The organism is Streptomyces sp. NPDC002730 (assembly GCF_042888805.1).
Taxonomy (GTDB): domain Bacteria; phylum Actinomycetota; class Actinomycetes; order Streptomycetales; family Streptomycetaceae; genus Streptomyces.
On sequence record NZ_JBIAQG010000023.1, the window covers coordinates 33,545 to 47,203 of the forward strand.

The following is a 13,659-nucleotide window of genomic DNA, read 5'->3' on the forward strand; positions in this document are numbered from 1 at the left end:
CTTGTCCCCCACCCGCCCCTCCCCGTAACCGGGCTCCGTCCCGGACCCCGCGCCTCAATCGCCGGCGAGGCTTGATTTTCCGCCGGACGGGCTGAATCTTTCAGCCCGTCCGGCGATTGAAAACTGGGGTCCGGGGGCGAAGCCCCCAGTTACGGGAAGGGGCGGGGTGGGGGAAGACTCCGCCCCGGTCAGGGGTTCGTGGGGGTCAGGATGGCCAGCGGGGTGCCCGCTTCCACCTGGGTGCCGGGCGTGACCAGGAATCGCGCGACCCGCGCCGCGTACGGCGCGTGCACGCGGGATTCCATCTTCATCGCTTCCAGCGTCAGCAGCGGCTGACCGGGCGTGACAACAGCCCCCGGCTCCGCGTTCAACTGCCAGACCGAGGCGGCGAATTCGGCCTCCAGGACCTGCCCGCCCGGCGGAACGTCCAGTTCAGGGACCGCGGGCGCGGCAGGCGACTCCGCGCGGGTGAACTCGCCCGCCGCCTCCCATGCGTCCCGTTCCGCCCCGAACGCCCTCGACTGGCGGGCGCGGAAGGACGCGATCGACTCCGCCTTCTCGGCGAGGAAGCGCTGGTAGTCCGCCAGCGAGAAGGTCCCCTCCTCGGTACGGGGCGTGAAGCGGCCCGCCGCCATGTCCGCGCGAAGTTCCACGAGTTCGTCCGCCTCGACCGCGTACCACTTGATCCGGTCGAAGAAGCGCAGCAGCCACGGCCGTTCCTGCCAGCGCGACCACACCTGAGTCGTACGGCCCACGAACTGATAACCGCCGGGCCCTTCCATGCCGTAGACGCACAAGTACGCGCCGCCGATTCCGACCGAGTTCTCCGCCGTCCATGTCCGGGCCGGGTTGTACTTCGTCGTGACCAGCCGGTGCCGCGGGTCCAGCGGCGTGGCGACCGGTGCGCCCAAGTAGACGTCGCCCAGCCCGAGTACGAGATATTCCGCGTCGAAGACCGTGCGGTAGACGTCGTCCACCGAATCGAGGCCGTTGACGCGGCGGATGAACTCGATGTTCCAGGGGCACCACGGCGCATCGTCCCGTACCCCGGCCATATAGCGGGCGATCGCCTCCCGCGTCGCCGGGTCGTCCCAGGACAGCGGGAGGTGGACCGTCCGTGACGGCACCACCAGGGCGTCCGTGGGCGGGAGTTCGGACTCGAGGCGGGTCAGGACGGAGAGGAGCGCCGACTGGGAGAGGGCTTCCGGGTCGATCTGGATCTGGAGCGAGCGGATGCCCGGCGTCAGATCCACGACGCCCGGCAGCCCCTCTGCCGCCACCGCCTCGGCCAGCGCGTGCACCCGCATCCGCAGAGCGAGATCCAGCTGCATCTCCCCGTACTCGACCAGCAGATTGTCGTCCCCGCTGCGGCGGTACGTGACCGACTCGCCCCGCCCGAGGATCCCGCCGTCGACGATGATCCGGCGCTCCTCGCCCTCGACCGTCACCGGGACGAACCTGACCGTGTCACCCGGCCGCAGCTGGCCGAGTTTCCAACGCTCCGCCTTCAGAATCGTCGCCGGGCAGACGAAGCCACCGAGCGACGGCCCGTCCGGGCCCAGCAGCACGGGCATGTCTCCGGTGTAGTCGACCGCGCCGACCGAGTACGGAGTGTCGTGGATGTTGGACGGGTGCAGTCCCGCCTCCCCGCCGTCCGTCCGCGCCCACCGCGGCTTCGGGCCGATCAGCCGCACGCCCGTGCGCGCGGAGTTGAAGTGGATCTTCCACTCGGCGGCGTAGAAGTCGTGGATGTCCTCCTCGGTGAAGAACTCCGGTGCGGCGTGCGGGCCTTCTGTCACCGCGATGTGCCAGATGTTCGGGAAGGCAGGGCGCTCGGCGTGCGGGACGGGCGCGCCGGCAACGCCCGGGCCGGTCACCGCCGCCGCGCCGCCGTGCAGGACATCGCCCGTACGCAGCGCCCGTCCGCCGTGGCCGCCGAACCGGCCCAGCGTGAACGTGGCCGCGCTGCCCAGGAAGTCCGGGACGTCCAGACCGCCCGCGAACAGGATGTAGGTGCGCAGGCCCTGGCCGCCGGGGGTGCCGACGGCCAGCGAGGAACCCGCGGGGACGGTGAACGGCTCCCACTGGCGGACCGGTTCGCCGTCGACCGTCACCGGCGCGGGCGCGCCCGCAACGCAGACCGTCGCCGCGTGCGTGAACCGCAGCGTCGGGCCCTGCAGCGTGCACTCCAGTCCTGGCGTGCCCTCGTCGTTGCCGAGCGCGCGGTTGCCGAGGCGGAACGAGCGATCGTCCATCGGCCCCGACGGCGGCACGCCGACCTGCCAGTAGCCGGTGCGGCCCGGCCAGTCCTGGACGGTGGTGAGGGTTCCCGACGCCATGACCTCGATCCGCGGCGTCGGGTCGCTGATCGTCGCCAGCGTCGCGGTGTTGTGTGCGGCGGCCCGTACGGACGCGTCGGCGAGCGCGGCCCGCACCAGGCCCAGATTTGTCTCGATGCCGTCGACGCGGGTCGCGGCCAGCGCGGAGTCCAGCCGGTCGATGGCCTCGGCACGATCGGCACCGTACGCCACGACCTTCGCCAGCATCGGGTCGTACGCCGTCGTCACCTCTGTCCCCGTCTCGACCCAGGAGTCGACACGTACGTCGGTGGGGAAGGACACCCGGGTCAGCAGGCCGGCGCCGGGGCGGTGGTCGCGGCTCGGGTCCTCGGCGTAGACGCGGGCCTCGACGGCGTGTCCGCGCGGTGCGCCCGGCTCGCGTACGACAGCCGTCTCGCCCTGCGCGAGCCGCAGCATCCACTCGACGAGATCGACGCCATAGATCTCCTCGGTCACCGGATGCTCCACCTGGAGGCGGGTGTTGACCTCCAGGAAGTACGCCTCCTCCCGGGCCGTGTCGTACACGAACTCGACCGTGCCGGCCGAGCGGTATCCGACACTGGCGCACAACTCCCGTGCCGAAGACGTCAGTTGTGCGCGTACGGAATCGGGCAGACCTGGGGCCGGGGCCTCTTCCAGCACTTTCTGGTTGCGGCGCTGGAGCGAGCAGTCGCGGTCGCCGAAGGTGACCACCCGGCCCTCGCCGTCGCCGAAGACCTGCACCTCGACATGGCGGGCGCGCTCGACCAGGCGCTCCAGGAAGACGCCGGCCGAGGAGAAGGAGGCCGCGGCGACCCGGTGCACCCGCTCCCATGCGTCGACCAGGCCCTCGGCGTCGTGCACGGCCCGCATGCCGATGCCGCCACCGCCGCCCGTCGCCTTGAGCATCACCGGGTAGCCGATGCCGTCCGCCGCCGCCAGCGCGGCGGCCAGATCGGGCAGCAGCCCGGTGCCGGGGGCGAGCGGTACGCCCGCGGCCTCGGCGGCGGCCCGCGCGGTGTGCTTCGCGCCGAAGAGTTCCAGCTGCCCGGCGGTCGGCCCGACGAAGACGAGCCCGGCGTCCTCGCAGCGGCGCGCGAAGTCCGCGTCCTCGGAGAGGAAGCCGTAACCGGGGTGGATGGCGCCCGAGCCCGTGTCCTTCGCGGCCTTGAGTATGAGATCGGCGTCGAGGTACGACTCCTTGGCGGGCGCGGGGCCGAGCCGTACCGCCTCGTCGGCGAGCCGGACATGGGGTGCGGCGCGGTCGGGGTCGGAGAAGACGGCGACCGTACGCAGCCCGAGGCGGCGGGCGGTGCGGATGATACGGACGGCGATCTCGCCCCGATTGGCGACCAGCAGCGTGTCGAACGCGGTCATACGGCGGCCTCGCTGATCGTCATCTCGACGGCGGTCGGTTCGAATCCGTTGCACGGGTTGTTGATCTGAGGACAGTTGGAGACGAGGACCAGGACATCGGTCTCGGCGTGCAGGGTGACGCGCAGGCCCGGCGCGGAGATGCCGTCGACGATGCCGAGCGTGCCGTCCTTCTCGACCGGGACGTTCATGTACCAGTTGATGTTGGAGACCAGATCGCGCTTGCCGAGGCCGTAACGCGCGCCCTCCGCAAGGAAGTTGTCGACGCAGGCGTGCTGCGACCAGGTGTGGTGGCCGTAGCGCAGGGTGTTGGACTCCTTGGAGCAGGCGCCGCCGACCGTGTCGTGCCGTCCGCAGGTGTCCTCGGTGACGGTCATCAGCGGGGTGTGCTCGTTCGACATCAGCACGCTCCCGGTGGTGAGGAAGATGTTCCCCCGGGCGTGGATGGTGTCGGCGGCGCTGTAGCGGACGGCGGTGTCGTGGGCGTCGTACACCAGGAAGTCCACGGCCTGATTGCCGTGCAGATCGGTGATGGTCAGCTGCTCACCGGCGCGGACGACGGCGGACCAGGCGGCGCGGGCGGGTACGACGGTGGTCGCGCTCATGCGAGTCCCCTCGAGGCAAGGAAATCAATGGTGTTGGCGTAGGCGCGGCGTCCCTCGGGTGAGGCCTCCCGGAGCGGATCGCCGGGCGCGGTGGGCGCGGCGCGCCAGGCCAGCACCTCCAGCGCCGTGCTGGTGTACTCGGCGCGCGGGTCCAGAGGATGCGGGACGTTCGCGATCAGCACCGTCAGATCCTGCTCGGCGCGGAGCGTCACGGAGGCTCCGGGGCCGGCGGATCCGGTGAAGTCCAGTGCGCCGTCGTCCCGTACCTCCACGCCCTGGAAGAAGGAGAGGGAGGGCGGGAGATCGCGCGGCTCCAGTCCGTTCTTGAGCGCGGCGAGCTTGAGGAGCTCGCGGCCGGCGGGGGAGGCGGACTGGGGTGAGCCGTCCCCGTACCGCTGTGTGTTGCGTACGAGCGTGGAGGTGCCGCACAGGGCGTCGTGCCGGCCTCCGGTGTCCGCGACGAGAGTGGCGAGTACGCGGCCCTGGTCGGAGAGGAGCAGCTGCCCGGCGCGGAGGTAGGCGTTCCACTGGACCTTGACGGTGTCGGCGGCGTTGAGGCGCTCCCACGGTCGCCCGTCCACGTACAGCAGCACATGCGCGCAGGCGTCTCCGTGCAGGTCCGTGAGGCGCAGCTCAGTGCCGCGGGCGAGCACGCGGTGGGTGTAGTTGCCGCCCCCGACGGTCTCGGCCCACACCAGATGACCGGCCCCGCAGGGCGGCGCGGGCCAGTCGGTCGCGGGCACGACCGGCATGGCCTCGGCGCGGGCGCCGTCCTGCGCACGGGCGTGGTCGCGGGCCCCGTATGTCGTCGCGGTCGCCATTGCGGCGTACCTCCTCCGGCTCGGCAGTTATTTCTGTCGCGCGACAGAAATTAGGCGGAGGGGGAGTCGGGACCGTTGCCCGTCCGTTGCCGGTCAGTTACGGAACGCTCACCGGGACCTTGGTCGAAGGGGTGTGCGGTTGGCGCTCCGAGGGTGTGCGACGATCGGCTGCATGGGCACCACCTCAGGACGACGGGTCGGGCGGCCGCGCGCGGAGCAGCGGCCGGACAGCGGGCTGTCCGCGCGGGACGAACTGCTGGCCGCGGCGGCCGAGTTGTTCACGACGCACGGCTACGCGGCGACCACGACGCGGGTGGTCGCGGAGAGCGCGGGGATGCGCCAGGCGACGATGTACCACTACTTCGGGGGCAAGGAGGACCTGCTCGCGGAGCTCCTCGAGTCGACGGTCACGCCCTCCCTGACCCTGGCGCGCGACCTGCTCGCGGACGATACGCGCCCGGCGGAGACGCGCCTGTGGGAGCTGTGCCGCTCGGACGTGGAACTGCTGTGCGGCGGGCCGCACAACCTGGGCGCGCTGTATCTGCTGCCGGAGGTGCGGGGCGAACGCTTCGCGGGCTTCCACCGGGTGCGGGCGGATTTGAAGGACGCGTACGGGCAGCTGCTGGGGGCGACGGCGGTGGGGGCCGAGCTGGACAAGGGCGAGCTGCAGCTCCGTACGGACCTGGTGTTCGGGCTGATCGAGGGCGTGATCCTGGTGCACAGGTCGGATCCGGAGCGGGCTGTGGGGGTGTTCGCGCGGGCGACGGCGGATGCGGCGCTGCGGATCGCCGGGGCGTGAGATAGGGCGCGGTTTTCCTCACCCCGCCCCTTCCCGAAACCGAAGACTCCCCCCGGGCCCCTGGCTGGCGGGCTGCACAGAGGCTGACACCCCACACCGCCGCCGTGCGGCGGCCTCGCGCCGTCGGAGACTCATCGGCCGCCCCGCACAGGCCCGGCCCTCTGGTGGCCGTCACGGCTCCAACGCCTCGGCCAGCCACGTCAGTTCAGCCAGTCGCAGCACCCGGCCCCCGTACCCCGGCAGCGGTACGTGCAGCGGCTCCAGCCATCTCGTCGGGATGGCCCCGATCCCGTACACCGCCCCCGCCAGCATGCCCGTCACCGCCGCCACCGTGTCCGTGTCGCCGCCCAGGTCGATCGCCGCCGCCACGGACTCCTCGTACGACGCCGTTGTACGCAGTGCCCAGAGCGCCGAGCCCAGGCACGGCCATACCGCGCCGTTGAACTCCGTCGCCTCGTCCGGGTGCCAGTCAGCCGCGAGTACCTTCGCCCATCCGGCGCGGTGGTCCGCGTCGACCAGCTGCAGCGTCGGCGGCACGGCGGTGAGCGGATCCGCGCCGTCCAGGGCCGCTCGGACCAGTTCGTGGAGGATCGCCGTGCCCTCCCAGGCCGCGCGGTCACCGTGGGTCAGCGCCGCGATCCGGCGGGCGGCCGCCATCGTGGCCTCGCGTCCTGCGCCCGCGAAGTACACCGCCGATGTCGAGGCCCGCATCACGGAGCCGTTCCCGGCCGCCCGGCCCGTGATCCGGAAGTGCAGCGGTGCCGCGAGGTCCCACGGCGAGCCGTTCGTCAGCACGTCCTCGGTCTGGAGGCCGATGTCCTTCGGCTCGTCCGCCGCCCAGCGCTGGAAGCGGCCGAAGATGTCCGGCAGATCCAGTCCGTTCCGTTCCAGCAGCGATTCGCCGACCAGCACCGCCATCTGTGTGTCGTCCGTCGCTTCGCCGGGGTCCCAGCCGCCGCCCCCGCACATCTCGCCCACGCCGTCCGGGAATTGCGTGGTGTAGACGCCCGGCTCACGGAACTCGAAGGGGGCACCCAGCGCGTCGCCGACCGCCGAGCCTACGACTGTGCCGATCACTCGGTCCATGCGGTTGACGCGGTCCACGCGGTTCATTCCGCCAGCGTAGAGAGGCTCAGCAGCGGGCCGCACGCCGCATCCGCACCCGCGCCGCAGCGGTAACCTCCGGTCATGAACAACTGGCTGCCGGACTTCGAGCCGCTACCCGATCCCGAGGCTCTCATCGCCCCGGAGATCACCGAGACCGAGTGCAGGCAGTGCGGTACCCGCGTATCCGGTCTCGACGGGCGCTACGCATGCGGAGTGTGCGGCTGGGTCAACGACCACACGGAGGGGCACCGGCCGCTTCCGCTGGCCGAGGACGACGCCGATTTTCCGCGCAGGAAGCGGATCAGGACCGGCACAGCCTGAGGCACGGGACGGGGCGGCCCAGCGCGGCCACGGCGGCGGCTACAGTGCGCCTTCCGGCAGCCCTCCAGCGGGCCCGGCCTCCGGCGTCTGCCCGGCCTCCGGCGCCGGGATCGCCTTGCGCGACCGCCACGCGCGCGCAATCGCTCCGAGTCCCACCGTGCCCAGCAGGAACAGCACCGTGAACCACTGGAAGTACCAGTGCCCGCCCGACGGGTCGTACACCGCCGCCCGCGGCCAGGCCAGGTTCACCGTCATGAACAGGCCGTACGCCAGAGCCACGATGTTGACCGGCAGGCCCCAGCGGCCGAGCGAGAACAGTGGGCGGCCCGACTCGTCCACCTCGTCGGCGCCGGGGCCGCGGGCCCATTCGCCGCGCAGCCTGCGTACCAGCATCGGGCCCGTCACCATCGCGTAGGCCAGATACAGCATGGCGATGCAAGTCGTGCCGATGGCGAGGAAGGCCTCCGGCGAAGCGAGGTTGAGCAGGCCCAGCGCCGCGGCCGCTGCGCCGACGGCCAGCGCGGGGCCGGCCGGCATTCCGGTGCGCGGGGAGACTTTCGCGAGGCGGGCCGAGAAGGGCAGCACGCCGTCGCGCGCCATCGAGAAGAGCATCCGGGCGCCCGCCGTCTGGATGGCCAGCGTGGCCACCGCGATGGCGATCACCACATCGATGAGCAGCGCCTTGCCGACGCCGTTGCCGAGGCTGCTCGTGAGGACGTACGACAGACCCTCGGTCGCGAGCCGCCCGTCGGTCAGACTCGGCGCGGCCAGCACCCCGCCGAGCAGTAGCAGTCCGCCGAGGACACCGGCCGAGACCAGTGCGAGAAGGATCGTGCGCGGGGCGGTACGGCGAGGGCTGCGGGTCTCCTCGCTGAGTTCGCCGGCGCTGTCGAAACCGATGAGGACGTACGCCGCCGTGAAGGAGCCGACGAGCAGCGCGCCGATCGCTCCGCCCTGGCCGCCGGTGTGCAGGGTGACGCCCGCGCCACGCTCGGAGTGGGTCAGGAGCAGCACCACGATCAGCACCGCGCCGATGATCTCCGCGGTCACACCGATGCGGTTGACGGCGGACATGACGCGGTTGTCGAGGAGGTTGACGGCGGTGGTCAGGGCGAGGAGTACGACCGCGAGCAGCGCGGCGTTCGCGGCGCCCGACGGCGTCACGGGCGACGGGTCGCCGCCGAACAGCTGGAAGCCCGACCAGATCGCGGGGAGTACGACCTGGAGTGCCAGGGCTGCCGCGGCGACCACCACGATCTGGCCGATCACCATGATCCAGCCCGCGAACCAGCCGAAGGACGGTGTGCTGAGCCGCGTCGACCACTGGTAGATCGCGCCCGACAGCGGGTAGCGGGCGGCGAGTTCGGCGAAGCAGGCCGCGACCAGCAACTGCCCGGCCAGCACGGCAGGCCAGGTCCAGAAGAAGGCCGCGCCACCGAAGGAGAAGCCGAACGCGAAGAACTGGAAGACCGTGGTGAGGACGGAGATGAAGGAGAACCCGGCGGCGAAGGAGGCGTACCGCCCCATGCTGCGGTGCAGCTCCTGCCGGTAGCCGAAGCCGGCCAGCGCGGCCGTGTCGCCGCCGCGGTCGTTCTCCGGGGGATCGGGCCGTACGTCGGTGGGTGCGGTGGCGGTCATGGCAGCCCCTGTCGCTGATTCCGGTTGTTGATTCCGGTCGGGTGACAGAAATTAGGGACGGGCTGTTTCACCGGTGTCACACGTCCATGTCCGCGCGGGGCCCAACTCCTCACGCCCGTACTCCTTGTGCGCCGTCCGCCGAAAGATCTCCCCGTCGACCAATCCAACGCCCCCACCGCGCCGAATGAACGGTGGACGGCGGTGCCGGAGCCGGCCGGGAGGGGAGCGGGAATGACAGCGGAACGGCGGCGTACGGCCGTGGTCGGCGGTGGAGTCGCAGGGCTGAGCGCCGCGTACGTGCTGCAGCGCTCGCACAAGGTGTCGCTGTACGAGGCGGACGACCGGCTCGGCGGGCATACGCACACCCCCCTGCTCCGTGCGGCCCTGGGCAACCCCTCTCCACCCCGGCCGTATCCGCCGGTATCCCGTTCCACGGCATCCGCCTCCATCGGCGCGGACCGCCCGTACAACCTCGTTCCCGCCATGTGCCCCCAGGAGGGTGTGAAGTGAGCGTGACCGTGTCCCCGGCACCATCGAGAGCCGCGTCCGTCGACGCGCGGAGCTGGCCCGACGTGGCCCGGCTGCCCCGGACCTCCCGGCTGCGGACCGCCGCCGCCGAACGGCTCGTCCTGCGCGCGCTCGGCAGGCTGCCGCTACGGGTCCGCCTCGCGGGCGGCGAGCCGATCGGCCTGGGCGGGCCCCTCATGGAGGTGCACAATCCGCAGGCCTTCTTCCGCCGTCTCGGCGCGAGCGGACTCATCGGCTTCGGCGAGTCGTACATGGCGGGCGAATGGGAGGCCCGTGACCTCGTGGGCGTACTGGCCGTACTCGCCGAGCACCCCGCGACCCTCGTCCCCGAGCCGCTCCGCCGGCTGCGCGGAGCCTGGGGGCCCACGCGGCCGGCCGGGCACCGCAACACGTCCGACGGCCCCCGCGCCGGCATCGGCCACCACTACGACCTGCCGAACGAGCTCTTCGCGCTCTTCCTCGACGAGACCCTGTCGTACTCCTCCGCCCTCTTCCGCGGTTTCCCCGCCGAACAGAATCTGCTGCCCGCCGCCCAGCACCGCAAGATCGACCGGCTGCTCGACCTGGCGCAGGTCGGATCCGGAACTCAGCTGCTCGAAATCGGCACAGGCTGGGGTGAGTTGGCGATCCGTGCGGCACAGCGCGGCGCCCGCGTGCTGACCGTGACCCTCTCGGGCGAGCAGCATGCGCTTGCGCGGCGACGCGTCCACGAGGCGGGACTGGCGGACCGGGTGACCGTCCTGCTGCGCGACTACCGCAAGGTGCTCGGCCGCTACGACGCGATCGTCAGCGTGGAGACGATCGAGGCCGTCGGCGAGGAGCTCTGGCCGGAGTACTTCAGGATGCTGGACCGGCTGCTCGCGCCGGGCGGGCGGATCGCGCTTCAGTCGATCACCACGCCGCAGGAGAGGTTGCCGGCCTCCCGAACCAACTACAGCTGGATCCAGAAGTACATCTTCCCGCGCGGGCTGCTGCCCTCGACCGAGGCGATCGAGCAGGTCGTCACCGGCTGCACCGGACTGCGGGTGGCCGAGCGGTACGGCTTCGGCCCGCACTACGCCGAGACGCTGCGGCTGTGGCGCGAACGCTTCGCCCACCGAGCCGCCGCGGTCGGCGCCCTCGGTTTCGACGAGACCTTCCGCCGGATGTGGACCTTCTATCTCGCCTACTCCGAAGCGGGCTTCCGCTCCGGCCGGCTGGATGTGCAGCAACTGCTGCTGACGAAGGAGGAGATGGCGTGATGGCCACCCCGCCCCGGGTGCCCGGCGCCCGGGAGATCTTCGATCAGTGCAGGCCGCGGGCCCGCTCGAACCGCGCCCGCCCTTCCTCCGGTTCCACCAGCGGATCGGGATAGTCGAGCCTGGCCCGTTCCAGCCCGTCGAGATTCCACGGCTGGTGCACGGCGGGCCCGGCCAGCTGTGCGAGCTCAGGGACCCAGCGGCGTACGTAGTCGCCCTGCGGGTCGAAGCGCTTCGCCTGAGCGAGCGGATTGAGGACACGGTTGGGGCGGGTGTCGGTCCCGGTGCCCGCCACCCACTGCCAGTTGAGCTGGTTGTTGGCGATGTCCCCGTCCACCAGCAGATCCAGGAAGTGGCGGGCGCCGATGCGCCAGTCCATGTACAGAGTCTTGGTGAAGTAGCTCGCCGTCAGCAGCCGCCCGCGGTTGTGCATCCAGCCCTCGTGCAGCAGCTGACGCATCGCCGCGTCCACGATCGGGCAGCCGGTGCGGCCCGCCTTCCAGGCGGCGATCGCCTTCTCGTCACTGCGCCAGTGGTCGCCGCGCGCACGGTAGTCGGCGTGGGCCGCCCCGGGCCGGGCCGCCAGGACCTGGTGGTGGAAGTCCCGCCAGGCGAGCTGCCGTACGAAGGCGTCCGCGCCAGGACCGCCCTTGCGCCGCGCCCGGTGGACGAGTTCGGTGGCGGAGAGCGTGCCGAAGTGCAGATGCGGCGAGAGCCGGGAGGTGGCATCGCCCGGCAGATCGTCGTGCCGCTCCGCGTACGCCGCGATGCCCGCGTCTGTGTCGGCGAGCCAGGCGCTCAGCCGCCGTCGGCCCGCCGGCTCCCCGCCCTTGGCGAGGCCGGGTGACACGCCGGTCACCGCGGTGCGGCGCGGCAGCGGATGGCCGGCGAGCTCGGGGACCGGCACCGACCGCGGCGCCGCCATGGTCTCGCGCAGCCCGGCCGCCTCCCACCTGCGGAAGTACGCCGAGAACACCGCGAAATGGTCGCGGTCGGCAGGCGTGACCTGTCCCGGCGGCAGCGCGGTGACCACCGCGTCATGGACGTGCAGGGCACAGCGCACCGCCGCCAGCGCACTGCGCAGCTGCTCCTCCCTGCGTACGGCGTAGGCGCTGACCCCGGCGGCGACATGCACAGCGCGGGCCCCGGTCTCGGCGACGACCCGGCAGACCTGCTCGGCGACATGGCCGGTACGGATCACCAGCCGACCGCCGCGTTCATGCAGCCCGGCATCGAGCGAGGCCAGGCAGTCGGCGAGGAAGGCGCGGCGGTTGGGTGCGTCGAAGCCCGCTTTCCGGATGCCCGGATCCAGCACGAACAGCGGTACGACCGCGTCGGCGCCGCGCAGTGCCGCACGCAGCGCCGGCTGGTCGTGCAGCCGTAGATCGGAGGTGAAGAGCATGACCGCAACTCTCATGCGCCGTCCTTCCTCAGGCGGGGAAGCTCGTCAGGGCAAGGGGGGCGGAGGTCGGCTGGGGGGAGCCGCCCGCCGGTTCGAGGGTGATGCCCATGCCCGAGGCGGTGTTCACCGGTCCGTCCATCAGGACGGCGTTGGTGGTGGTTGCGGAGTCCATCAGCCCCGCCGAACGCATCTTTCCGCTGTCGCTGAACCAGAGTTGGTAGACCTTGCCCTGCGGCGGCTTCGGCAGGTCGGAGGCGAGGAAGGCCGCCTTGTTCCTGTCGCGTGAGACGACCACTGTGCCGGTCGCCCCGTCCTTGAGTTTCACGGCGCTGACCCTCGCGTCCGGGGCGGCGAGCACCGAGGCCAGCTCCTCGGCCTGCTGCTGAGAGCGCTGCGCCAGGTCGCGTGCGTCCTGCGCCTCCTGGTGCTGCCAGACGGCCACCCCGCCGAAGGCGGCGGCAGCGGCGAGGCAGGCCGCCAGCGCGAAGCGCGACAGAGTCCGGCCGCGGCTCCCGCCGGGGCGTGCCCGGCGTGAGACCCGCGGCGGAACCTGGCGCTCCCCGGAGACCTGCCGCATCACCCGCTGCTTGAGCGCGGGCGGCGGCGTCACGGCCACAGCGAGCCCCAACTTTCCGACGGTGGCGGCCAGTTCGCGTACTTCCTGCGCGCAGGCCGGACACACCTCCAGATGCTGCTCGAACTCGGCACGCTCGTCGGGCGCCAGCGCGTGCAGCACATAGGCGCCGGTCAGCGTGTGCAGATCAGCGATGGTCATGCGCTCACCCCCAGGCAGTCGCGCAGCCGGATGAGCCCGTCGCGCAGTCGTGTCTTGACCGTGCCGAGCGGCACGGAAAGCAGTTCGGCCACTTCCCGGTAGGCCAGCCCCCGGTAGTACGCGAGCGTCACCGACTGCCGCTGCAGCTCGGTCAGGCTGCGCAGACACCGCCGTACCTGCTCACGTTCCAGGCGGGCCTCGACCTGCTCGGTGACGTCGTCATAGGCCGGCGTCCGTTCGAGCAGCGCCGCTCGCCGCTCGCGGTCGCTCGCGGACTGTGCCGACCGGACCCGGTCCACGGCTCGCCGGTGCGCGAGCGTGAGAATCCAGGTCATCGCCGATCCGCGGGACGGCTGGAAGCGGGCTGCCGTACGCCAGACCTCGATCAGCACCTCCTGGGTCACCTCCTCCGACTGGGCGGGGTCGCGCAGCACGGCGCGCACCAGCCCGAGGACAGGTCCGCAGACACTGTCGTAGACCCGGGAGAAGGCCTCCTGGTCGCCTCTGGCCACCAGGCCGAGCAGTTGCTGCAGATCGGGACCCGCCGAGGTCGGGCCGCCGATGTGTACGGCTTCTTTCACGCGCACTTTCCTCCACGGTGTGGATGAGTGGACGGACAGATTTCATCAGGCATTCGGAGCCGATGGCCAGGTGGATTGGTACAGGGTTCGAAGCTGATTCCAGGCGGATTGGTTCGGGTGCGGCACGCCGAACCGCTTCCTGACCAGAAGAC

Annotated in this window: 11 protein-coding genes and 1 pseudogene; 4 read left to right on the plus strand and 8 right to left on the minus strand. The window is 71.7% G+C overall.

The window, feature by feature from the left end; genetic code table 11:
- Nucleotides 1–188 precede the first annotated feature (188 nt).
- The 3 genes from ACFYXH_RS39330 to ACFYXH_RS39340 are packed head-to-tail and all read right to left on the minus strand — an operon-like array spanning nt 189 to nt 5,118.
- Nucleotides 189–3,695, minus strand: coding sequence for a 5-oxoprolinase/urea amidolyase family protein (locus tag ACFYXH_RS39330; RefSeq protein WP_389573755.1), 3,507 nt, complete (start codon nt 3,693–3,695; stop codon nt 189–191).
- Nucleotides 3,692–4,297: an urea amidolyase associated protein UAAP2 gene (locus ACFYXH_RS39335; RefSeq protein WP_389573758.1), complete on the minus strand. Its 606-nt coding sequence runs from the start codon at nt 4,295–4,297 to the stop codon at nt 3,692–3,694. Before ACFYXH_RS39335 ends, ACFYXH_RS39330 begins: the two co-directional genes overlap by 4 nt.
- Entirely contained in the window at nt 4,294–5,118 is an 825-nt protein-coding gene (locus tag ACFYXH_RS39340) for an urea amidolyase associated protein UAAP1 (protein WP_389573760.1), read from the minus strand. The genes ACFYXH_RS39335 and ACFYXH_RS39340 overlap by 4 nt, the downstream gene beginning before the upstream one ends.
- A 172-nt stretch (nt 5,119–5,290) precedes the next feature.
- Between ACFYXH_RS39340 and ACFYXH_RS39345 the strand changes: the two genes are divergently transcribed.
- Nucleotides 5,291–5,917, plus strand: a complete 627-nt coding sequence (locus ACFYXH_RS39345) for a TetR/AcrR family transcriptional regulator (protein ID WP_389573763.1) — start codon at nt 5,291–5,293, stop codon at nt 5,915–5,917.
- A 171-nt stretch (nt 5,918–6,088) separates the two neighbouring features.
- On the opposite strand, the gene ACFYXH_RS39350 is transcribed toward ACFYXH_RS39345, so the two are convergent.
- Entirely contained in the window at nt 6,089–7,030 is a 942-nt protein-coding gene (locus ACFYXH_RS39350; protein ID WP_389573765.1) for an ADP-ribosylglycohydrolase family protein, read from the minus strand.
- 75 nt (nt 7,031–7,105) lie between these two features.
- Here ACFYXH_RS39350 and ACFYXH_RS39355 point away from each other — a divergent pair, with 75 nt between their 5' ends.
- Nucleotides 7,106–7,345, plus strand: a complete 240-nt coding sequence (locus ACFYXH_RS39355; protein WP_389573768.1) for a hypothetical protein — start codon at nt 7,106–7,108, stop codon at nt 7,343–7,345.
- Nucleotides 7,346–7,384: 39 nt separating this feature from the next.
- Here ACFYXH_RS39355 and ACFYXH_RS39360 read toward each other — a convergent pair whose 3' ends face one another.
- Entirely contained in the window at nt 7,385–8,983 is a 1,599-nt protein-coding gene (locus ACFYXH_RS39360; RefSeq protein ID WP_389573770.1) for an amino acid permease, read from the minus strand.
- A 231-nt stretch (nt 8,984–9,214) separates the two neighbouring features.
- Between ACFYXH_RS39360 and ACFYXH_RS39365 the strand changes: the two are divergent.
- Nucleotides 9,215–9,373: pseudogene (locus ACFYXH_RS39365) on the plus strand (FAD-dependent oxidoreductase); the annotation flags it as partial.
- 116 nt (nt 9,374–9,489) lie between these two features.
- A complete protein-coding gene (locus ACFYXH_RS39370; RefSeq protein ID WP_389573773.1) occupies nt 9,490–10,752 on the plus strand; it encodes a class I SAM-dependent methyltransferase in 1,263 nt (420 codons plus the stop codon).
- Between the two features lie 43 nt (nt 10,753–10,795).
- Here the strand turns inward: ACFYXH_RS39370 and ACFYXH_RS39375 are convergent, their stop codons facing one another.
- Genes ACFYXH_RS39375 through ACFYXH_RS39385 form a run of 3 tightly spaced genes read right to left on the minus strand, consistent with a single transcriptional unit; the run spans nt 10,796 to nt 13,507 of the window.
- On the minus strand, nt 10,796–12,166 hold the full coding sequence (locus ACFYXH_RS39375; RefSeq protein ID WP_389573776.1) for a cryptochrome/photolyase family protein: 1,371 nt from the start codon (nt 12,164–12,166) through the stop codon (nt 10,796–10,798).
- A 13-nt stretch (nt 12,167–12,179) separates the two neighbouring features.
- Nucleotides 12,180–12,926: an anti-sigma factor domain-containing protein gene (locus tag ACFYXH_RS39380; protein WP_389573779.1), complete on the minus strand. Its 747-nt coding sequence runs from the start codon at nt 12,924–12,926 to the stop codon at nt 12,180–12,182.
- Complete coding sequence (locus tag ACFYXH_RS39385; protein WP_327322410.1) at nt 12,923–13,507, minus strand: sigma-70 family RNA polymerase sigma factor; 585 nt, start codon at nt 13,505–13,507, stop codon at nt 12,923–12,925. The genes ACFYXH_RS39380 and ACFYXH_RS39385 overlap by 4 nt, the downstream gene beginning before the upstream one ends.
- Between the last annotated feature and the right edge of the window lie 152 nt (nt 13,508–13,659).

Excerpts from the sequence above, each read along its gene's own strand:
- ACFYXH_RS39345 (WP_389573763.1), top strand. The coding sequence starts at position 5,291 with ATGGGCACCACCTCAGGACGACGGGTCGGGCGGCCGCGCGCGGAGCAG.
- ACFYXH_RS39360 (WP_389573770.1), bottom strand. The coding sequence starts at position 8,983 with ATGACCGCCACCGCACCCACCGACGTACGGCCCGATCCCCCGGAGAAC.
- ACFYXH_RS39355 (WP_389573768.1), top strand. The coding sequence starts at position 7,106 with ATGAACAACTGGCTGCCGGACTTCGAGCCGCTACCCGATCCCGAGGCT.
- ACFYXH_RS39335 (WP_389573758.1), bottom strand. The coding sequence starts at position 4,297 with ATGAGCGCGACCACCGTCGTACCCGCCCGCGCCGCCTGGTCCGCCGTC.
- ACFYXH_RS39380 (WP_389573779.1), bottom strand. The coding sequence starts at position 12,926 with ATGACCATCGCTGATCTGCACACGCTGACCGGCGCCTATGTGCTGCAC.
- ACFYXH_RS39340 (WP_389573760.1), bottom strand. The coding sequence starts at position 5,118 with ATGGCGACCGCGACGACATACGGGGCCCGCGACCACGCCCGTGCGCAG.
- ACFYXH_RS39350 (WP_389573765.1), bottom strand. The coding sequence starts at position 7,030 with ATGAACCGCGTGGACCGCGTCAACCGCATGGACCGAGTGATCGGCACA.
- ACFYXH_RS39330 (WP_389573755.1), bottom strand. The coding sequence starts at position 3,695 with ATGACCGCGTTCGACACGCTGCTGGTCGCCAATCGGGGCGAGATCGCC.
- ACFYXH_RS39375 (WP_389573776.1), bottom strand. The coding sequence starts at position 12,166 with ATGAGAGTTGCGGTCATGCTCTTCACCTCCGATCTACGGCTGCACGAC.